Annotated in this window: 13 protein-coding genes; all 13 read left to right on the forward strand. The window is 46.2% G+C overall.

What is annotated here, in order from left to right:
* The first annotated feature begins 74 nt into the window (after window positions 1–74).
* The 13 genes from H6571_17270 to H6571_17330 all read left to right on the forward strand — a co-directional run bounded on the left by H6571_17270 (window position 75) and on the right by H6571_17330 (window position 21,379).
* On the forward strand, window positions 75–956 hold the full coding sequence (locus H6571_17270) for an outer membrane beta-barrel protein (protein MCB9325493.1): 882 nt from the start codon (window positions 75–77) through the stop codon (window positions 954–956).
* 38 nt (window positions 957–994) lie between these two features.
* Window positions 995–1,396 (forward strand): DUF1801 domain-containing protein, encoded by a 402-nt coding sequence (locus H6571_17275; GenBank protein ID MCB9325494.1) that lies wholly within the window; start codon window positions 995–997, stop codon window positions 1,394–1,396.
* Between the two features lie 435 nt (window positions 1,397–1,831).
* Window positions 1,832–3,796, forward strand: coding sequence for an aminotransferase class V-fold PLP-dependent enzyme (locus H6571_17280; GenBank protein MCB9325495.1), 1,965 nt, complete (start codon window positions 1,832–1,834; stop codon window positions 3,794–3,796).
* Window positions 3,797–3,886: 90 nt separating this feature from the next.
* Complete coding sequence (locus H6571_17285; GenBank protein MCB9325496.1) at window positions 3,887–4,858, forward strand: NAD(P)-dependent alcohol dehydrogenase; 972 nt, start codon at window positions 3,887–3,889, stop codon at window positions 4,856–4,858.
* Between the two features lie 237 nt (window positions 4,859–5,095).
* A complete protein-coding gene (locus tag H6571_17290; GenBank protein ID MCB9325497.1) occupies window positions 5,096–6,877 on the forward strand; it encodes a helix-turn-helix domain-containing protein in 1,782 nt (593 codons plus the stop codon).
* 186 nt (window positions 6,878–7,063) lie between these two features.
* Entirely contained in the window at window positions 7,064–8,041 is a 978-nt protein-coding gene (locus H6571_17295; GenBank protein ID MCB9325498.1) for an NAD(P)-dependent alcohol dehydrogenase, read from the forward strand.
* 25 nt (window positions 8,042–8,066) lie between these two features.
* A complete protein-coding gene (locus H6571_17300) occupies window positions 8,067–8,783 on the forward strand; it encodes a DUF4386 domain-containing protein (GenBank protein MCB9325499.1) in 717 nt (238 codons plus the stop codon).
* Between the two features lie 282 nt (window positions 8,784–9,065).
* Window positions 9,066–11,141, forward strand: coding sequence for an alpha-L-fucosidase (locus tag H6571_17305; GenBank protein MCB9325500.1), 2,076 nt, complete (start codon window positions 9,066–9,068; stop codon window positions 11,139–11,141).
* A 111-nt stretch (window positions 11,142–11,252) separates the two neighbouring features.
* On the forward strand, window positions 11,253–12,617 hold the full coding sequence (locus H6571_17310) for an alpha-amylase (protein ID MCB9325501.1): 1,365 nt from the start codon (window positions 11,253–11,255) through the stop codon (window positions 12,615–12,617).
* A 50-nt stretch (window positions 12,618–12,667) separates the two neighbouring features.
* On the forward strand, window positions 12,668–16,183 hold the full coding sequence (locus H6571_17315) for a hypothetical protein (protein MCB9325502.1): 3,516 nt from the start codon (window positions 12,668–12,670) through the stop codon (window positions 16,181–16,183).
* Window positions 16,184–16,383: 200 nt separating this feature from the next.
* Window positions 16,384–16,845, forward strand: a complete 462-nt coding sequence (locus H6571_17320) for a GNAT family N-acetyltransferase (protein MCB9325503.1) — start codon at window positions 16,384–16,386, stop codon at window positions 16,843–16,845.
* A 568-nt stretch (window positions 16,846–17,413) separates the two neighbouring features.
* On the forward strand, window positions 17,414–19,423 hold the full coding sequence (locus H6571_17325; protein MCB9325504.1) for a beta galactosidase jelly roll domain-containing protein: 2,010 nt from the start codon (window positions 17,414–17,416) through the stop codon (window positions 19,421–19,423).
* 192 nt (window positions 19,424–19,615) lie between these two features.
* A complete protein-coding gene (locus tag H6571_17330; GenBank protein MCB9325505.1) occupies window positions 19,616–21,379 on the forward strand; it encodes an alpha-glucosidase in 1,764 nt (587 codons plus the stop codon).
* Window positions 21,380–21,457 lie beyond the last annotated feature (78 nt).

A 21,457-nucleotide genomic window follows, 5' to 3' on the forward strand; every position in this document is an offset into this window, starting at 1 on the left:
ATCCGGAATCATTCGGATATCGTTCCAATTTACTCCCTCGCGCATAACCGCTAAAAAAATTAAATCCACAAGCCATGCCAAAATTTATTGTTCTTTGGGTAATCTGTTTATCTCTAAATCTTCAGGCGCAGCATTCCTTGGGTTTTCGTGCCGGATCCAATTTTGCGAATGTTTCCACCACAGAAGAAGGAACCATTACAAAGGAAAAAATATTCGGAGCTAATGTTGGCCTGTTTTTAGCGCTGGGGGTCGGAAAGAAAATGGCGATTCAGCCTGAATTGAGCTTCATCCAAAAAGGATATCGAACCAAAATTCAGCTTTTTGAGGAAAAGAATTATTCCACGAAATTGAATTATTTTGATCTCTCCCTTCTTTTTAAAATTCCTTTTAAGCTTACTTTTGTAAGATTAGCCGTTATCACTAAACAACCATTACTCATGAATCCATTACCCTATCACACGATACCTTCCATCCCCGATGCAATTGCTTCGACGACTATCATAGCCCGTTTTGTGGATGGATTGGGCTTTCGTTATCATTGGGCAACAGAAGGCCTGACCGACCTAGAGTTGGCTTACAGACCCACGGAGGACAGTATGAATATGTTGGAATTACTGAATCATATTTACGATATGGCCAAATCGACCGATCGAATATTGGGGGGTGTCATGAATGAAGATAAACGACCTGAATCTTTTGCCGGTATCAGGGAAAGTACCTTAAGGATTTACGCAGGCCTAAGCACACGGTTGAAGGAAATGGATGAAGCCTGGTTTATCGATTTTCATGAAAATGGAGGGTCAGGCCTTTCGAAATATCCATTTTGGAATTTCCTCAACGGCCCTATTGCCGATTCCCTAACCCATGTCGGTCAGATCAGTTCCTGGCGAAGAATCGCGGGGAATCCACAGCCCAAAGGAGTGAATGTGTTCTTAGGAACGTATGCCGGGGAATAAATTTGTATTGATTTTTACTAAATTTTTTATAAAAAAATATGGCAAAACCGATAGGCAACAGAAATGAGACGGTAATTGATTTTTTGACAAATCTGGACCACCCTTTGAAACCCGAGATCGAAATGCTCCGTGATTTTATTTTGGCCTCCAATCCGGAAATGACCGAAAACATCAAATGGAATGGCCCGAATTTTTGTCATAAGGGGAATGACAGAATAACGATGAGGATTCATCCACCCAAACAAATTCAACTCATTTTTCATCGGGGAGCCAAAGTTCTGGAACAACCCCCGATGAGGTTGATCGTTGATGAGTCCGGACTTTTGAAATGGAAAGCAAATGACAGGGCGGTCATTACCTTTAAAAACAGGGCCGAAATTTTAAACGGACAACCTGATTTGCTGAGAATCATTGATCAATGGCTGAAAGCCACTTCCTGATCAAAGGAAAGGTGAGACATCCCTTATCCTGCTTAATACAAATAAAACAATTTACGCTATTCTTTCCCCACAACCGTTTCGCCTGGCCATCCCATCATTTTAATCGTCCGAAAAAATACCCGACTTGTCGAAAATCAACCATTTTTTCAGGGAAAATCATGCAATTTGCTGAGCGTATTGTAAAAAATGCTCTACCGTAAATTTTTTGTGTCAACCTGATTTTATTGATTTTCGCTGATTTTATTTCGGTTACTTTGCTTTGTTTTGCCGACTATAGTGCCGAATGTCATTTCATTCCATCAGCGCTTATCAGCGTTATCAGCGAACAATTATCCTGAGTTTTCGGCGCTTATCTGTAAAATTTACGGTAAAGAATAAAATATCCCGATCCTCAATTCGGGGAAGACGTTTTTCTAAACATCATCGCAGCACACCATGGAAAATTCAAAAAACGGATCACCTGTATCCCTTAAAGCCAACCAATCACAAATCCGTACCACCGGAAACAGGAAAACAGAAGGCGCCTATTCGGCCCTGGAAAAAGGGGTGTTTACTGCTCTGGAAACCTATTCCAATGTCCACCGTGGTAGCGGGCATCACTCCATGGTGTCCACTCAGTTATTTGAACAGGCCCGTGAAATTATCCTGGAGTACCTGAATCCGGAAAGAGGCCCTTATGTGGTCATCTTTTGTACACCGGTAAGTGCGGATTCCCTCCTCAAACAGCTCAAAACGGATCGTTACTACATGGTTTCCAGCCAGGACTTTGGGTTGTCGATAGGCGTGCGGGCCATTGTGGTCAAAAAGAAAGACTTACCCAAATTCATTCCTTCCCTGACGGGCGGAGGAACCACCAAACTGGTGGGACAGGATTGGGTGATCTGGGCCGATGCGCCGGACAGATTCGAGGCCGGTACGCCTGCCATCATCAACATCATCGCTTTCGCCCGGGCCCTGCGCCTGGTGAGGGAATTTGGGAAAAATGGTTTTTTAAATACTGAGGATGTGAGCCATTCAGTGGACGACATCTTGTACCACGACAAATTCGAAAATTTCGCCGGCAAGGAACTATTGAATCAACTCTGCCAATCCATGGTCGGCCATGATAAAAAAGTACCCACAGGGGAAGGGGATGTTTTTTATATCAACCTGGACAACAGTGCCAGCACCCCGGCCCTGAAACCGGTTTGGGAAGCCTTTCGGCAAACCTGGCGACAACCCCTGCCCATTCAACAGGAAATCGTTCAGAAGGTCAAAGTCATCTGCGCCGATGTGCTGGGCGCACCGCTGTCGGAATACGAAGTGCTCTTTACCTCCAATACCACTGAAGCCATCAATCTGGCGGCCGACAGTTTGGGCCGATCATTCGATCAAAACACCGAGCCTGTCATTCTCAATACAATGCTCGAGCATTCCTCCAATGATCTGCCGTGGCGCACGGTTCCCGGGCATACGTTGATCCGTTTGTCGGTGGATGAAGAAGGTTTTATTGATTTGGGGAAAATGGAAACGCTTTTAAAAGCCTACAACCAGGAAAGCCAATACGGTAAAAAACGGATCAGGCTCGTCGCCCTGAGTGGAGCTTCCAACGTGCTTGGCGTATGTAACGATCTGGAAGCTATAAGCCGGATCGTACACCGCTACGGCGCAAAATTGCTGGTGGACGGGGCCCAGCTGGTAGCCCACCGAAAGGTCGATATGGAAGCCACCGGTATTGATTATCTAGCCTTTTCCGCACATAAGGTTTACGCACCTTTTGGCTGTGGGGTGCTGGTAGCCAGGAAAGGAGGGCTACAGTTTTCCGACGTTGAAATGGAGCAACGACGGACCTCGGGAGAAGAAAATGCTGCAGGCATCGCCGCACTGGGCAAGGCCCTGGTATTGTTGCAGCGCGTTGGGCTTGACCTGATCTCGGCAGAGGAACATGCACTGACGGCAAAAGCCCTGGAAGGTTTGTCCAGTATTGAAGGATTAAAGCTTTTCGGGGTACAGGATCCCGATGATCCCCGGTTCGCCCAAAAGATTGGGGTCATCGTATTTGGAGTGAAGGGGGTGGCACCTTCCCGGGTGGCCAAAACACTGGCCGCCCAATGCGGGATCGGGGTGCGATCCGGTTGCCACTGCGCCCATATCATTGTCAAGCGCATACTCCATATCAGCCCTTCGTTAGAGAAATTCCAGCGGGTGATCCAGACCCTTTTCCCGAAGTTGAGGTTGCCGGGCCTCGTTCGGGTGAGTTTTGGGATACAAAATACTCCGGAAGAAATTGATGCCCTGATCCATGCGCTGGAGCATATTGTCGGGAAGAAGAAACCCACCGTCGTGAAACCGGCAGAGGCAGAAAAACAAATGAACAATTTTGCCGGGGCTGTCGCCAAACGGGTTTATGGGTTAACCTGACTTCCAGGGAAAAATGCCAAATAGAACTTTTCAAAAAAGGCCACAAAATGTATGGATAGTGAAAAACAATCAGAAATGGAATCAAACAAGATGAAGGTTATAATACACCCAAAATACGGACCACCGGAGGTGCTTCAGTTGAGTACTTTAGAGAAACCTGTCCCTAAGGAGCATGAAGTTTTGATTAAGGTAAAAGCAACTACCGTGAACCGTACGGACTGTGCCATCCTTCGGGCAAAACCATTTATCATGCGATGGGTAACCGGGTTTTTGAAGCCTGTGAAAATCATTCCTGGAACGGATTTTGCAGGGGTAATTGAGGCGGTAGGCAAAGATGTGGTATCTTTTAAGGCCGGGGAAAAAGTTTTTGGCTTTGATGACAGCGGGTTGAGTTCCAGCGCCGAATACCTGACCCTGTCTGCCGATAAAGCGCTGACGACCATCCCCAAAAATGTATCTTATGAGCAAGCGGCCGCCAGTAGTGAAGGAGCGCATTATGCTTATAATATGTTAAACAAGGTAAATCTCACAAGCGGCCAGAAGGCTCTCGTTAACGGGGCTTCGGGAGCTATAGGTTCAGCGGCACTGCAATTCCTGAAATATTTCGGTTTGGATGTTGTGGCTGTGTGTGGCACCAAAAATGTGGAGTTGATCAAATCATTGGGCGCAAACCAGGTGATGGATTACACCCGGGAGGATTTTACCCAGACGGATCAAAAATTTGATTTCATTTTTGACACGGTTGGAAAAAGTTCATTTGCAAAATGCAAATCCTTGCTAAATCCCGGCGGCGTTTACCTCTCCTCGGAATTAGGCTGGATGGCTCAAAATATATTTTTTGCTCTTTTTACACCGATCTTTGGCAAGAAAAAAGTAATTTTCCCCATTCCTTCGGATATTAAAGGTAGTTTGCTTTTTATCAAAAAACTAATGGAGGAAGGAAAATTTAAGCCCGTTATAGACAGGCAATATCCATTAGAACAAATAGCCGAAGCTTACAGGTATGTGGAAAAAGGTCAGAAAACAGGAAATGTTATTATCACGATGGATGCTGGGAGCTAAGGCAAACATCCTGTTGAGCATTTCAAAAATAGGTCAAAATGAAAATATTGATCGTTGAAGATGTTGTCTTTCGTCAGGAACTCATTCGCACTATGGTGGGCACCACCAGTTTGATTGCTCTCAATATGCGGAGGAAGGGTTAAAGTTGCTGGAAGAAGAAAGTTATGACATCATTTTCCTGGATCATGATCTGATCGGCATGAAATCAGGGAGTTACATAACGGAATTGAAAGAAAAATGAGAGAAAAAACCATTGCGGTGCTTCCTTTTGTAAATATGAGTGCCAGCGAGGAAAACGAGTACTTTAGTGATGGTATGACCGAAGAGATCATCAACGCTTTGGCCAGGATCAGAAGCCTGCGGGTCACGTCCAGGACTTCTTCTTTTTTTTTCAAAAATAAAAATATCCCGGTCAGACAGATCGGACAGGAACTGAAAGTGAATACCATTCTGGAAGGCAGCGTTCGCCTTGCAGGAGATACGCTTCGGATTACTGCCCAGTTGATACAGGCGGAAGAAGACTTCCACTTCTGGTCGGAAACCTGGGACCGCAAGCTTGAGAACATCTTCGAGATCCAGGATGAGATCAGTCTCCTGATCGCGGATAAACTCCGCGAGCATATGGGACATTTTGAGATCCAGGAGCACCTCGTCAACAAACAGACGGACAATATTACCGCTTATGAACTCTTTCTGAAAGCCAGGTTTTATTTCAGAAAATGGAATCCAACGGATGTCAAAACGGCGATGGAATTATATGAAAAAGCCCTGGAACTCGATCCCCGACACGCAGAATCCGTCCTGGGACTGGCAGACTGTTACGGGTTTATGGCGACAGCCGGTTTTATGCCCGTAGAAGCGGCCTGGGGCAAGGCGGCTGAACTGACCTATAAAGGGCTTGAGCTCAATGACCAACTGGCCGATGGCCATTACCAGCTGGCCAACCTGCATTTTTTTACGGCCTGCGATTATGAGGGCGCTCTGAAAGAAGGCCTTTTGGCCATAGCGCTTAATCCCAATTTTATAGAAGCGCAGCAATATCTCGCCTTTCTTTACACCCTCGCTGGTGAAAAAGGCCAGGCCCGGCAGCATCTTGACATGGCGCTGGAGATCGATCCAATTTCTCAGGAAACCCTGTTTTTTAGTGCCTATTTTGATTATATGACGGAAAATTATCCGGAAGCGCTCAGGAAACTTGACAAATGTCTGGATCATAATCCCAGGAACATTCCGGCTCATTCTGTCAAATGTTATTGCCTGATCAAGATGGGGCGCTACGAGGAAGCCCTCCACTATTTCGATCATTTGCCACAGGATATCGTCGTACCCGGGGATAAGCTGGGGATAACAGCCCTCGCTTATGCCCATAAAAATGACCTGGAGCATGCTAACCAATTCCTGGACGAACTCATCCGTCATGCCGCTACCCCCGAGGGATTCCGGTCAAGTTCTTTCCTTTATTTCATGTATGCGGTTTTGGGCGAAAAAGATAAAGCCTTCGAATGGGTTCGGGAGGCCAGGGATCATAAATTTTCCCTGTTGCTCCTTCATTTTGCCGATCCTATGGTGAATGCGTTGAAAAAGGATCCCCGTTTTCTTCAATACCAGAAAGAGATCTTCCACCTCCCGGAACCTCAAAAAATAAAAAAAACCTCGAAAGACCTGTTGGATGCAGCCACCACCAAAGCTTACGTTGGGCGGTTGATCCGTTTTGTCGAAAAAGAAAAGCCCTACCTCGATCCCGGTCTTTCCCTGCGTTCCCTGGCATCGGCCATAGACATTCATCCCAACCAGCTTTCCTGGCTGCTCAATGAAAGCATAGGGAAAAATTTCAACGAATTCGTCAATTATTACCGGGTGGAGGCATTTAAACAACTCGCCACAGACTCGACTAATGCACATCTAAGCCTCCTCGGGCTTGCTTATGAAAGCGGTTTCAATTCGAAGACCGTTTTTAATACCTATTTCAAAAAAGAAACGGGCCTTACGCCTAAACAATTCCTCAAGGAACAGGAATAACGCCTCTTCTGAACTCTTTTCAGTGTTTTAGTATCCGCCTTTTTGCGTTCGGATTTATAATTCCGAACGTGTCTGTGTAATCGGGAACGACCAGGAGCCGCCATCACCCCATCTTTGTGGAAGAAAAGAGGAATAGCGTAGTTTGTTACCCTTGTTTCAAAATATTTTCAATTAAAAAATAAGACAATGAAAGCAATAGTTTGCACCCGCTACGGATCACCTGAAGTGCTGGAGCTCCATGAAGTGAAAAATCCAAACCTGAAAGCTGACGAGCTCCTGATAAAGGTTTATGCGGCATCTGCCACCACGGCCGACTGCATGATGAGGACCGGCAAACCATACGTCGGAAGGTTATTTACCGGCCTGAAAAAGCCTAAAAACCCGATCACCGGCACGGGGTTCGCCGGCGTGGTTGAGGCCATTGGCAAAAAAGTAAAGGATTTTCAAACCGGTGATGAGGTTTTTGGCGAAACGACCCTCTCTTTCGGGACCAATGCCGAATATATCTGCATTGCCGAAGATGATCTGGTTACCCACAAGCCCGTGAAACTTTCTTTCGAGGAAGCCGCGCCGCTGTGCGACGGCCCTCTGACCTCGATGAATTTCCTGAAGGATCTGGCCAATGTACAACCCGGACAAAAAGTACTCGTCAACGGAGCTTCCGGAAGCCTGGGAACAGCGGCGATCCAACTGGCAAAATATTTTGGGACTGAAGTCACCGGCGTTTGCAGTACCAAAAATATCGACCTGGTGAAGTCACTGGGGGCCGATTTTGTTATTGATTACACCCGTCAGGATTTCACTGCATCAAATGAGCGTTACGACATTGTATATGACACCATCGGGAAAAGTTCTTTTTCAAGATGCAAAAGAGTGCTTTCCTCCAAAGGGATCTACATGTCACCTGTATTGGGGTTTCGTTTGCTGCTCCAAATGATGTGGACCTCGGCATTCAGCAGCAAAAAGGCGAAGTTCTCCGCCACGGGTATTCGTCTGGTGCCTGAATTAAAGGCACTGCTTCTGGAGATCAAAAAGATCATTCATGAAGGAAAACTCATTTCCGTTCTGGATAGAAGCTTCTCTCTTGAAGAGACTGCCGCCGCGCACCGCTACATAGAAAACGGCCACAAAAGAGGCAATGTGGTCATCAAAATCAATCATTAATCTATTTCAGTAAAAATTAAATCCAATGACAACATCGATTAAAAATCTGTCCCCCGTAAAGTATGCAAAAATCGCAGGGTTACTTTATTTACTTATCGCCATACTGGGCATGTTTTCTATCGGATACGTACCCGGGGTTATCATAAAAACCGGGGAGGCTTCCGCAACAGTGGAAAACCTTCTCGGCCATGTGACCCTCTTTCGCACAGGCGTTGCTGCCGACACTTTTGTTTTTATGATAGAGATGATTCTGACGGTAATGCTTTATCAAATGTTTAAAACCGTGAACAAAACCCTGGCACTTATTGCCACCTTTGCCCGGTTTGCCATGATTTTTACCATGGGGATCAATCTGGTCATTTACGTAACGCCATTATTCTTTTTGACGGATCCGGACTTCATTAATGCTTACGGTCAGGAACAACTAAATGCCCTCACGATGCTCTTTTTTAATATCCATCAGGACGGAATCCTGTTATGGGGGCTGTTCTTTGGGCTCCATTTGATCATTCTGGGTTATTTGGTATATCGTTCCGGAAATCATCCCCGATGGATTGCAGTGTTCATGATGGTGGGAAGTTTGGGGTATTTGCTCGAAAGTTTTTCCCATTTCGCCTTGGCGCCCAATAAAGTCATTTCTGTATTAGTGATTATTTTTCTCTCTATCGTAGTAGTCGGTGAATTTTCCTTTGCTTTTTGGTTGCTCATCAAAGGTCTTAAAACACCCCAATTAAGGGTTTGAAAAATGTCAGGAAGGGAAAAATGTTTTCTTTAGAGGGACGGGCATAGAGTTAATAATAAACATAAAGGCTTAATACTACTTTGTCACTTTTAGCACGTCAATTGTTTAAAGGAAATTCAGCCCTCAAATTGATCATTATATTTCGTACCTCACCTGCAGCAGGCAGGTACGGAATGTGTTGCTACGTTTTTTAAGTGACAAAGTAGTATTAAAAAGGTAAGCGAAAATCAATGGATAAACGGTGTTCAAATGGCTTTTTTTCGTACTTTTAGTTCAAAATTAATGAAAAGCCTGATCCATCTTACCAGCTCCTTTTTTATTATTTTATTCCTCGCCGGTTGCCAGTCTTCTGTATCGACTGATTTCATAAATGAAAGTCCTGAAGCCTTTAACCAACGTATGCAATGGTGGCGCGATGCCGGCTTTGGCATGTTCATTCACTGGGGCCCTTCTTCGGTGCCTGCCGGCATTTACAAGGGAGAGGAGGTGGACGGGGCAGCGGAGTGGATCATGTTCAGCGCCAAAATTCCCGTGGAGGAATACGAAAAATTTCCGCCTCAGTTCAACCCGGTCCAATTCGATGCAAAAGAATGGGTGCGTATCGCCAAAGACGCAGGCATGAAATATATAGTGATCACCTCCAAACATCACGACGGTTTTGCCATGTGGGATTCGAAAGTCAGCCATTATGATATCATCGATGCCACGCCCTATGGCAAAGATGTTTTGAAAGAACTGGCGCGGGAATGTGAAGCGGCCGGGATAAAATTTTGCTTTTATCATTCCATTATGGACTGGCACCACCCTTTGGCCAGCGGCAACACTTTCCCGGAGTACCGGGAAAAATACCTCAAACCTCAACTGAAGGAATTGCTGACAGAATACGGGGACATTGGCGTTTTGTGGTTTGACGGAGAGTGGATACCGGAATGGTCCGAAGAACAGGGCCGTGACCTTTATCAATACGTTAGAAATTTACAGCCTGACATCATCATCAATAACCGGGTGGGGAAAGGCCGTCAGGGGATGCAGGGCATGACCAAAGAAGGTGAATTTGTCGGCGATTTTGGCACCCCCGAGCAGGAAATTCTGGAGGGTACGTCTGACCTGGACTGGGAATCCTGTATGACCATGAATACCAGCTGGGGGTATAAAAAGAACGACGACAACTGGAAATCTGCCGGGATGCTGATCCATAACCTGGTCGATATTGCCGCCAAAGGGGGTAATTACCTCCTTAATGTGGGCCCTACGGCCGAAGGACTGATTCCTGGCCCCAGTGTGGAACGCCTGGCCGAAATGGGACAATGGATGAAGGTGAATGGAGAAGCGATTTACAATACCTCAAAATTCGCCACTTATGCCGAACAGGATATCGTGCGGTACACCCAAAAAGGGGCCGCTTTATATGCCACTTTCCTGGAGTGGCCGGGCAGGACTTTTACCCTGAAATACGCAAAACCCGAGCCCGACAGGGACATAATTCTATTGGGATATGATCGTCCTCTGCCCTGGTCATGGGATAAGGAAAAAGGGTTGACAGTAACCTTTCCTGAAGCCTGGCAGCAATCGAAAAACCGCCCCGTGAAATATGCCTGGACCCTCAAAATGAAGGCCGCTGCCGCCGAGGTGGCGGAAACACCGGCAATCAGCAGTCCCCGGGTAAAAAATGTGCAAAAAGAATTGTTCGGGGAAGAAGTAATGGTAACGCTTTCCAGTGCCAGCCCCGAAGCCAGCATACACTACACCCTGGACGGCCGCGAACCGGACCTTTCTGCTCCTGTTTATAAAGAACCTCTCCTGCTCAGGCAATCTGCCGTGGTCAAGGCTTTTGCCTCCCAACCGGGCATCATTGCCAGCCCGGTGAGTATTGCAGAATTCATCAGGACCACCAAATTCAAGAGCCTCGATCTTAAGTCCGAGATTAGCCCCAATTACCCGGCATTGGGCAAACTCACCCTGAGCGATAACGTTCGCGCCACTACCGACTTTCACGATGGCAACTGGCTCGGTTTTGAGGGCAATGACTTTGAAGTCGTCATTGATCTGGGGACCGTTAAACCTGTCAAAAAAATAAGAGTGGGGTTCCTCCAGAATATAGGTTCCTGGATTTTCTATCCCCAGCAACTGGAGTATGCGGTTTCTGAGGATGGCAAAATTTTTTCATCCGTTTTTAAATATAACCACTCAACCCGGGAAACGGACAAAAACGGTATAAATGATTTTAATTGTGCTCCCCAAAATACCAGGGCCCGTTACCTGAAAATCAGGGCAAAAAATATAGGCATCTGCCCTGAATGGCATGGAGGTTCGGGAGGAAAGGCCTGGCTGTTCGTGGATGAAGTGATGGTCGAGTGACTTTTCTTTGGGTTATTAGGTGGGGGATTTTTTATTCGTTTAAATAATCCTCATTTTGCAGCAACAAAAGCTTTTTAGCTTGAGAAAATAAAAATACAAATCCGAATACTCATGAAATTGATAAAATTCTTTGCCCTCCTCTTCTTCGTCTCTCTTATCCATTTTTCCTGCAAAAAAGAGGACCCGACCCCTCCGGGGGATGACGGCACAACCTATACCCAGTACGGAACGCCTTTTGCCGATGTTCCCGCTACGGCGGATATCGTGATGTATGAGGTTAACCTCAGGGCTTTTAGCCAGGGTGGGAATCTACAGGGCGTTATTGATCGGTTGGATGAGTTGAAGGCACTCGGGACCAATGTGATCTGGCTGATGCCCATTTATCCTATCGGGCAGGTCAATTCTGTCAACTCTCCTTATTCTGTTAAAGATTATAAGGCCGTGAGCCCGGAATATGGGACATTGGAAAGTCTGCAAACTCTGACGGATGAGGCCCACGCCAGGGGAATGGCCATCGTGCTCGATTGGGTCGCCAACCATACCTCCTGGGACAATGCATGGATCGAAAACAAAACATGGTACACCCAGGATGCCTCCGGCAATATCATCCATCCTGCGGGCACCAACTGGATGGATGTGGCCGACCTTAATTTTGCCAACACCAATATGCGGGAAGCCATGATCGATGCCATGGAATACTGGGTATTCGAAGCCAATGTGGATGGTTTTCGTTGTGATTATGCCGATGGGGTGCCCTTTGATTTTTGGAAACAGGCCATCGATGAATTGAGATCGGCCCCTGACCGCCAGCTCATTTTCCTGGCGGAAGGCGATCGCAGTGATCATTATGCTGCCGGTTTTGATATGACTTACGGGTGGAGTTTTTATGGAGCCGTAAAGAGTGTATTCGGCGGATCCTCGGCCGGCAACCTCTACCTGACCCATAACAGTGAATATAGCGGCATTCCTTCCGGTAAGCAAAAATTGCGTTTTACGACCAACCACGATGAGTCGGCCTGGGACAAAACGCCTATGGTCTTGTTCAACGGAAAAAAGGGCGCTCTGGCCGCTTCCGTGATGACGATCTTCATGGGTGGGGTGCCTTTGTTCTATACTGGCCAGGAAGTGGGCCGTACCAGCAATGTGCCCTTTTTCTCCAATTCGCCTATCAACTGGAATGATAATCCCGATATGCTGCAGGCTTACCAGGAGATCATGGCTTTTTACACCCAGTCGGAAGCGGCCAAAACGGGAACGAATACCCATTATTCCGATCCCAAGGTGGTTTGCTTCAAAAAGGTATCGGGCAATGAATCCTTATTGGTAATGGTCAATGCGCGGAACAGCCAGTCGAGTTTTTCCCTGCCCGCCGCACTCCAAAATACCAGTTGGACCAATGCCCTTACCGGGGAAATCACCGAACTGGGTTCATCATTGACCCTTGAAAATTACCAGTATTTGCTTTTGACCCAATAGAATTATTGTAAAATGGAGTAACTTGTGGGCATTGAGTTAACAATCAATGAATGAGAAAACACAAACAGTTATTTTGGAAATTCTACCTTTTTCTGAGCCTGTTTTCGGGCCTGGTCTTGTTCTTTGCCTGCGACCGGGAGGATGTGGACGGTTCTTTTCCTTCAAATTTTAAACAGCCCGTGGTAATGGACGTCAAGGGCTACCAGATTCCAACAGACAGCCTGCCGGTGATCTCCGCGTTTCAATTCAAACCTAAAAGGGTGGCCCTAAAAGCCCCCAGGGTGATGAGGGCTCATAAAAATGTCACTTTGTTGCCTGAGCATATTCCCAGCGTTCCTGTAGATACTTCCACCTTACAAGTCATCACTCCCGGGAGTGGTTCCGTTCCTCTTCCGGAGGTATTTTCGGCAAAAGGCAAAAAAGTGGCCGCTGGCTTACCCAATGTCAAAAAAGCCAAAGATATGGCTTTCAGAGATCCTAATCCTGCCAGCTTCAGCAGTTTTGGAAAATTGCAGGGGTTGAAAACCACTGTTATCCAGGATATGCTTACCGACAGGATGGGCAACCTTTGGGTGGCTATGTGGAGTGGAGGAGTCCTGAGGTACGATGGCCGTCAATTTACGGAATATACGACTGAGGAAGGACTCATCGATAACCTGGTCACTTCTGTCAACGAAATGCGGAATGGCGATCTTTGGTTTGGTACCTGGAACCAGGGAATTTGCCGGTTCGACGGGCATACCTTTACCCAATTTGGTCCTACGACAGGATTTTTTGGCACTCATGTTGATGCGTTTTATGAAGATGAAGCCAGGGGGATCTGGTTTGGTTCCTCCGAAGGGCTGTTTTTATACGACGGAAACACTTTTACCCTTTATGGAGAACGGCAGGGCATAAAACATGTCGAAAGCATATCCGGAGACCGAAAAGGGAACATGTGGCTGGCTACCAGAGGGGGGATAATAAAGTTTGATGGCAGATCATTTTTGGTGTTGGATACGCTTAGCGGCCTCAATGATAACCTGTCCAATATTGTTTACGAAGACCATTCAGGGAACTTGTGGATCGGCACGATTTCTGGGGCCAATAGATTTGATGGGAAAACCATGCAAAGCTACACGTCAAAGGAAGGGTTTACCGATGCCCATGTTCAATCGATCGTTGAAGACAACCGGGGAAATTTGTGGTTTGGCACGGCCAATGGATTGTTCATGTATGACGGGGGATCTTTTCAGAAATTCACCAAGGATGAAGGCCTGCCCTCGAATGTGGCATGGACCCTTGAAAAGGACCATTCGGGGAATATCTGGATCGGAACTGAAAACGGTTTGGCGGTCTATAAGGGCAGCAGTTTTACCCATTTTACAGAACATGACGGGTTGGGCAACAACAAAGTCAGCCATATTTTTGAAGCCCGGGACAGTTCCTTATGGCTGGGGCAATACGGCGGAGGGCTCACCCGGTACGATGGAAAACAATTCACCAATTATACGACGGAACAGGGCTTGCCGGATAACCTCATCTTTGCCGCTGATCAGGAAGACAACGGAGACCTGTGGCTTGCAACGAATATTGGCATCGCGAAATTCGACGGCAAGTTTTTTACCTGGTACAATGATACACTGAAGACTTCATGTCTTGAAATGATGAAAGATGACAATGGAAATTTGTGGTTCCTTCAGGGAGGACTGGGGCTGGTCATTTATGAACCTTCTTCCTCTGGCAGGGAGGGGGCTTTTAAAATCATGGCTACTGAATATCCAGGTATTATTGCCAATGGAAAAGACCTATTGATCGATCACCATGGAAATTTATGGGTGGCAGGGGATCTGGGTATTATGGAAATACGACTAAGAAAAGACGGTACGGTTCTCTCTGCCAGCAGCTACACTGCGGAACAGGGTTTGCCGGATGCCTGGATCTATTCCATGATTGAGGATAAAGATGGAATCATCTGGATGGCCACACGGGATGGGGGATTGCTCAGATGTGAACCGACCGACGATCCGGATAGAAAGACTTTCTTTTATTTTACCGAAGACCAGGGGCTGGTCAGCAATAACCTCACTGGGTTGGAAATAGACAGATCGGGCAATATCTGGATAGGGACGAGGTACGGATTGAGCATGTTGTCTGGGGAAAAGGCACAGTCGATTACGGAAAAAGCGAAAACCGCCAGCATTCGTTCCACGGACATTTTTTTCAGGAACTTCACCTATGGAGACGGATTCCTCGGCGTCGGGGCCGGGCCGATCCATGAAGATCGCAAAGGCACCATTTGGGTGGGAGCCAATGATCGGCTGTCCGTGGTGCACCCGGGGGCATTCGAGGTAGATTCTCTGCCCCCCCATATGCAGTTGACCGATGTGGCTTTGTTCAACGAAAAGATCTCCTGGCAGGAGGTGCTTTATAAAAAAGACAGTACCATGATCCTCGGGAACGGCATTCGTGTAGGGCCTTTTTCATTCGACAGCATTTCACGATTTTATAATGTACCACAAAATCTGGGGCTTAAATACAATAACAATTCTCTGACTTTCAATTATATAGGCGTTACTACCAACAGCAGCCAGGGTGTCAAATACCAATATATGCTCGATGGACTGGAAAAAAACTGGAACATTCCCACCACGGAGACCGAGGCTAATTATGGGAATCTTCCCTATGGTTCTTATACCTTTATGGTGAAAGCGATGAACAGTTCCGGTTATTGGAGCGAGCCTTTTGAATACGGTTTCGAGATTTGGCCTGCATGGTGGCAAACAAGATGGTTCCGCTTTTCGTTGGTTGCGATGGTCATCATTTCGTTTATCTTGTTTTACCGGTGGAGAACTGCCGCCATTAGACACAGGGCCAAAAAACTGGAAGAAGAAGTCTATAAGGCCACCCGTGTGATCATGAACCAAAAGAAGACAGTAGAGGAAGAAAAGAAAAAAAGTGACGATCTGTTGCTAAATATCCTTCCCGCAGAAATAGCGGAAGAATTAAAAACCAAAGGGTCAGCTGATGCGAAACTGATCGAGGAGGTAACCGTTCTTTTTACCGACTTCAAGGATTTTACGAGGATATCGGAAAAGATGACCCCGGAATCACTGGTAGCAGAGATCGACGAATGTTACTCCGAATTTGATCGAATCATGCAAAGACACGGCGTTGAAAAAATTAAGACCATCGGCGATTCCTATATGGCCGCGGGTGGTTTGCCCACCCCCAACAGGACACATCCCAAGGACGTGTTAAGGGCAGCCCTGGAAATACAAAAATATGTCAGTGCCCGCATGGAAGAACGGAAAAAAGCGGGAAAGGTCTTTTTTGAGAACCGCATAGGGATCCACACAGGACCAGTGGTGGCAGGTATCGTTGGTGTAAAAAAATATTCCTACGATATTTGGGGAGATACGGTGAATACCGCGAACCGAATGGAAAGCGCCTGCGAGGTGGGAAAGGTAAATATTTCCGGGGCTACTTACGAATTGGTGAAAGACGAGTTTAAATGCGAGTACCGTGGCAAAATATCGGTCAAAGGCAAAGGCGAAATCGATATGTATTTTGTTAAACAGCTCTAATCCTCATTATTTCAACGGTATAATAAATACTTTACCGTGCACTTTTTGTGTTACGTTGATTTTCACTGATCATTTTGGTTGTTTTGCCTTATTTTTTCGACAAAAGCAAGGAATGTCATTGTATTCCATCTGCGAGAACCAACCATGAATTTTCAGGGCTTTCCCCCAAAGTGTATGGTAATAATAAACTGAATAAATCCATGGATCAACTGACCATAAGAAAGGCGAGAAATTCCGATTTCGAACCGGTTTATCAATTCGTTTGTGCCCTGGAAGAGCAGGTATTTGATAAAGTGAAACAGGAAAAAATATTTAAGGAAAATATTGAAAACCCGAACAATATTTACCTCATTGCCACCCTGGGACAGGAATCGGTTGGCTTTTTAAGCTGCCATGCGCAAAACCTGATGCACCATGGCGGCCTGGTAGGGGAGATACAAGAGATGTATGTCGTGCCTGAACACCGCAGCCTCGGATTAGGACAAAAACTGCTCGACTTCCTCAAGGAACTGGCCCGGTCAAAAAAGATCATTCAACTCGAAGTGACTTCCAATGTGAAGCGAAAAAAAGCCCATGAATTTTACCGGAATACAGGTTTTGTGGCTACGCACAGAAAATTTGTGTGTCCCCTGCCTCCTCCGTTTTTTGTGCCAGCACCCTAGTAGCCTGCTTGCTGACTTCCTGCTGATGCGTCCCGGCACCGGGATAGGTGTCAGCATCGACCAAAAGGAGCCAATCGCCTTTTGCCAGGGAATCCCCGTATTCCTGACCCGCGAAATGTGACGGACGGGTTCAAATGCAATTTTCCCTCCCATGGAAGCTGTGATGCTCACCGTATAATCATTGTTGTCACAAACGAAAATTTCCCAGTTGATGGCCTCCTGTGGCTGGGCGACAAGGGGAATCCGGATGTTTTCAAGCGTATTTTTATCCATTTTTATTCATTGCGGGCCGGGATAATTAAAGATAATACTATGATGATCGATTCATCGGTGTAATTGATCATTTTCTACGGGAAGTCGGTAATTTTTATTGCCATCATTAAAACCGGTCTAAATAATCATGAAGTACCTTAATCCTTTTGGATTTGTGGGGTTAAAAAAGTATTTTTAAGAAAAATTGAGAAGCGTTTTTCCCCGGTTAAAAAAATGTATTCCGATTTTGAGAACACCAATTTTATATCGATTTTTTTTTTGTTAGAGCAATATTGATAATCTAAATTCAAGAAAAATGTTTAAAAAATGTTCGGTTAGCCTCCTTGGTTTTGGGCTTTTGCTGGTGTTGGCCACTTCATGCCGCCCCCCCGGGGAAAAAGGGAATTTGTCGGTCAATGCCCTTTTTACGGATCACATGGTTCTTCAGCAACAGACAGAAGTGTCTTTTTGGGGAAGTTATGCACCAAAAGGGGAAGTTCGGGTTTCCGGCAGTTGGGGGAAAGAAACCACTGCCATTGCTGACGATAAAGGAAGTTGGAAACTTAACCTTACCACCCCGGAAGCAGGAGGGCCTTTTACGGTTGATATTGTTACCCGTGACACGACTATTGCAATAAAGGATGTTATGATCGGGGAAGTATGGCTGGCTTCGGGGCAATCCAATATGGAAATGCCGTTATCCGGATGGCCTCCAAATGATACCATTCTGAATTCGGCAGCTGAAATTCAGCAGGCTGATTTTCCCGGTATAAGGATGTTTACCGTAACCCGAAACTGTTTGCCCGAACCGACCTTGGATATTGTCGGGACATGGGAAGTAGCTTCGCCAGAAACCGTAGGGGCCTTTAGCGCCTCCGCTTACTTTTTTGCCAAACGGCTCCATCGGGAACTCAATGTGCCTGTAGGCATCATCCACTCCAGTTGGGGCGGCACTCCTGCGGAGGCCTGGACGAGTCAGGAAAAATTGAAAACCCTGGGGGATTTTGATGAAGCCATGGCTGAAATGAATGATCCTGCGCCCAGGAATATTACCAAAGCATGGTTTGATCGCTGGGAGACGCTTGAGATTCCCCAGACCGAGGAGGAGTGGAATTCTGCCAATTTCAGGGATAGCGGGGTGGAAGCCTCTGGTTTTGATGATGCCGGCTGGCCGGTTGTTGAATTGCCGGGAGCCTTTGATAACCTTAAAACCGGCACATTTGACGGCATTGCCTGGTTCAGGAAAAAGATAAACGTAACAGATGTAAGTTCGGACTATACCTTACGTATCGGGGCCATTGATGACATGGATGTGACTTATGTCAACGGGCAGCAAATTGGGGAAATGATGGGCAGCGGTAAGTGGAATGTGGCAAGAACTTATACCATCCCCAAATCGGTACTGACGGAAGGCGAAAATACCATTGCCATCCGGGTGGTGGATACCGGCGGCGGCGGATCATTCACCGGGCCGTTTGAGATGACCAATGCCTCAGGAAAAACCGTAAGCCTTGAAGGCAGCTGGAAGTTTTTACCACGGGCAGAAATATTCGAAAACCTTTTTTACCTGTATGACTACCCTACCTTTGACCTTGCGCAGCGCCCTGAAATTCATACATTTAATGCAAGCCTTCCCACGGTTTTATATAATGGGATGATCAGCCCGTTGATTCCTTATACCATCAAAGGAGCGATCTGGTACCAGGGCGAAGCCAATGTAGGCCGTGCGGAACAATACAAAAAGCTCTTCCCGGCGATGATCACCGACTGGCGTGAACGTTGGGGCAGCGAATTTCCATTTTACTTTGTTCAGATTGCGCCATATCGGTATAATGGTTCGCCGGATGCCAGCCAGGATGTCAGTCAACTGCTCAGAGATGCTCAAAGGGATGCTTTGAAAACGCCCAGAACGGGCATGGTAGTAACCATGGACATCGGGAATTTTGCCAATATACATCCGGCCAACAAACCTGATGTGGGTGCCCGATTGGCCGGGTTGGCCCTCGCCAATGACTATGGAAAGGATCTGGTGGCTTCCGGGCCTTTATTTAAGTCCCTGGAAATTTCAGGTAACAGCCTGATCCTGGATTTTGATCATAAAGGCAGTGGCCTGATGACTCACAGTGACCTGACAGGCTTTGAGATTGCAGGTGCGGATAAAAATTTTGTTCCGGCGGAAGCCAAAATTTTTGGCGACAAGATACAGGTTGCTGCTTCGACAGTTTCCGAACCTCTTTATGCCCGCTATGCCTGGCGTGATAACGGGGTGGCGACCCTTTTTAATAAGGAAGGATTACCAGCCTCTTCGTTTACCACGGAGGAGTAAATAATCCCTGAGGTTATCTTTTGATATTTGGGTTATTCATGCAAACATTGCTTTTGGTGCCTGATTTTTTGAGAACCGCATGGGGGTACAAAATCTTTGGAGAATAATATGATTCGTATTTAAATTTACCAAAACGGGCATTCCGGTGCAGGAAAAACGGCATGGGAGTGTCCTGAAAACACAAGGATTTCAATGGAATTAATTAACTATTTGAAAGGCTTCGCCGGTTTGTTTTTCCTGCTCATTATTTTCGGAAGTTGTACACAACAATCGCAGACCGTGACTGAAACAAATAAACAGGACCGAATTTGGTGGAAAGAAGCGGTTATTTATCAGATTTATCCCCGCAGTTTTAAGGATACAAATGGAGATGGAGTGGGAGATCTGGGGGGAATCATCGAAAAACTGGATTACATCAAAAGCCTTGGGGTGGATATAGTTTGGCTCAATCCTATTTATAGCTCACCTAATGATGACAATGGTTACGACATCAGTAATTACAGGGCCATTATGGATGAATTTGGAACCATGGAGGATTTTGATGCGATGCTTCAGGGCATGCACGACCGGGGCCTTAAATTCGTCATGGATGTGGTGGTCAATCACAGTAGTGATGAACATGAATGGTTCAAGCAATCGAGAAGCTCAAGGGATAATCCTTACCGCGATTATTACCACTGGTGGCCCGCTGAAAAAGGAAAGCCCAACTACCGTTGGAGTTATTTTGATGAAAATGGAGATGCCTGGCGGTACGATTCCCTGACCGATGCTTATTACCTGCACTATTTTTCAAGGAAACAGCCGGATCTCAACTGGGAGAATCCAAAGGTAAGGCAGGAAGTTTACGACATAATGAAATTCTGGGCCGAAAAAGGGGTGGACGGGTTCCGTCTCGATGCTTTCCAGTTTGTGGCTAAAGACACTACATTCCCTGCATTGCCGCAAGGATATGAAAAGGATGTAAGGAATGTCATCAAATATTACGGCATGGGGCCGAATTTGCATGATTACCTTAAGGAAATGAATCGTGAGGTTTTGAGCAAATATGACGTATTCGCTGTATCGGAAGGTGCGGGCAGTACTTTTGAAGATGCGCATGACCTCGTTGATTCCGACAGGAATGAGTTGCAAATGGCTTATCATTTTGAGGGCGTTGATCTGGCCAACAGGATGGAAGGTTTTACCTTGATGGAATTTAAAGACCTGTTTTCCCGGTGGGATAGTGCCTTTGCCCGGAACGGCTGGCAATCCATTTTTCTGGCCAATCACGATAATGCGAGAATGGTAAACAGGTACGTCAGCAACAAGCCTGAATTCAGGGCTGCTGCTTCCAAAATGCTCAATACGTTCATTCTGAGCATGAGAGGGACACCCTATTGTTATTATGGCGATGAACTTGGGATGACCAATATCGGGTTCGATAAAATTGAAGATTATAAGGATATCGCGGCCCTGAATGGATACAAAAAGGTGGTTCATGAAGGTGGCGATATCGATCTCTTTATGAAAAAACTGAAATATTTTTCCCGCGATAACGGCCGCACTCCCATGCAATGGGACGCTTCCGAAAATGCAGGTTTTTCAACGGCTGCCCCCTGGCTGACCGTTAACCCGAACTACGTTAAATTAAACGTCGTTTATCAGGAACAGGATCCCAATAGCTGCCTGAATTATTTTAGGAAAATGGTTAAACTCAGAAAGGAAAACCCTATACTGATCTATGGTACTTATCAATTGTTGCAACGCGAACATCCTCAGATTTATGCCTATACGAGGACCTTGGACAACCAAAAAGTATTGATCCTGCTGAATTTTTCACAGGAAAATGCAAGTATTGAACTCGAAGAAGCCGGTTTGGCCGGGGACCTGCTGATCAATAATTATGAATCTCTGGAGCGCAACGGAAAAACCATTTCATTGCAACCCTGCCAGGCGGTTATTTTTTCAATGCAATAAACTCATAAAAATGGAGGATGCCAGCGTTTTATGGAAAAATCGGTGCTCCCAACAGAGGAATTATTATTTTTGCCAACA

The sequence above is a fragment of the Lewinellaceae bacterium genome (assembly GCA_020636105.1).
Classification (GTDB): Bacteria; Bacteroidota; Bacteroidia; order Chitinophagales; family Saprospiraceae; genus BCD1.

What these genes read in the sequence shown, in the direction of transcription:
- H6571_17270 (MCB9325493.1), top strand. Translation starts at nt 75, where the DNA reads ATGCCAAAATTTATTGTTCTTTGGGTAATCTGTTTATCTCTAAATCTT.
- H6571_17275 (MCB9325494.1), top strand. Translation starts at nt 995, where the DNA reads ATGGCAAAACCGATAGGCAACAGAAATGAGACGGTAATTGATTTTTTG.
- H6571_17280 (MCB9325495.1), top strand. Translation starts at nt 1,832, where the DNA reads ATGGAAAATTCAAAAAACGGATCACCTGTATCCCTTAAAGCCAACCAA.
- H6571_17285 (MCB9325496.1), top strand. Translation starts at nt 3,887, where the DNA reads ATGAAGGTTATAATACACCCAAAATACGGACCACCGGAGGTGCTTCAG.
- H6571_17290 (MCB9325497.1), top strand. Translation starts at nt 5,096, where the DNA reads ATGAGAGAAAAAACCATTGCGGTGCTTCCTTTTGTAAATATGAGTGCC.
- H6571_17295 (MCB9325498.1), top strand. Translation starts at nt 7,064, where the DNA reads ATGAAAGCAATAGTTTGCACCCGCTACGGATCACCTGAAGTGCTGGAG.
- H6571_17300 (MCB9325499.1), top strand. Translation starts at nt 8,067, where the DNA reads ATGACAACATCGATTAAAAATCTGTCCCCCGTAAAGTATGCAAAAATC.
- H6571_17305 (MCB9325500.1), top strand. Translation starts at nt 9,066, where the DNA reads ATGAAAAGCCTGATCCATCTTACCAGCTCCTTTTTTATTATTTTATTC.
- H6571_17310 (MCB9325501.1), top strand. Translation starts at nt 11,253, where the DNA reads ATGAAATTGATAAAATTCTTTGCCCTCCTCTTCTTCGTCTCTCTTATC.
- H6571_17315 (MCB9325502.1), top strand. Translation starts at nt 12,668, where the DNA reads ATGAGAAAACACAAACAGTTATTTTGGAAATTCTACCTTTTTCTGAGC.
- H6571_17320 (MCB9325503.1), top strand. Translation starts at nt 16,384, where the DNA reads ATGGATCAACTGACCATAAGAAAGGCGAGAAATTCCGATTTCGAACCG.
- H6571_17325 (MCB9325504.1), top strand. Translation starts at nt 17,414, where the DNA reads ATGTTTAAAAAATGTTCGGTTAGCCTCCTTGGTTTTGGGCTTTTGCTG.
- H6571_17330 (MCB9325505.1), top strand. Translation starts at nt 19,616, where the DNA reads ATGGAATTAATTAACTATTTGAAAGGCTTCGCCGGTTTGTTTTTCCTG.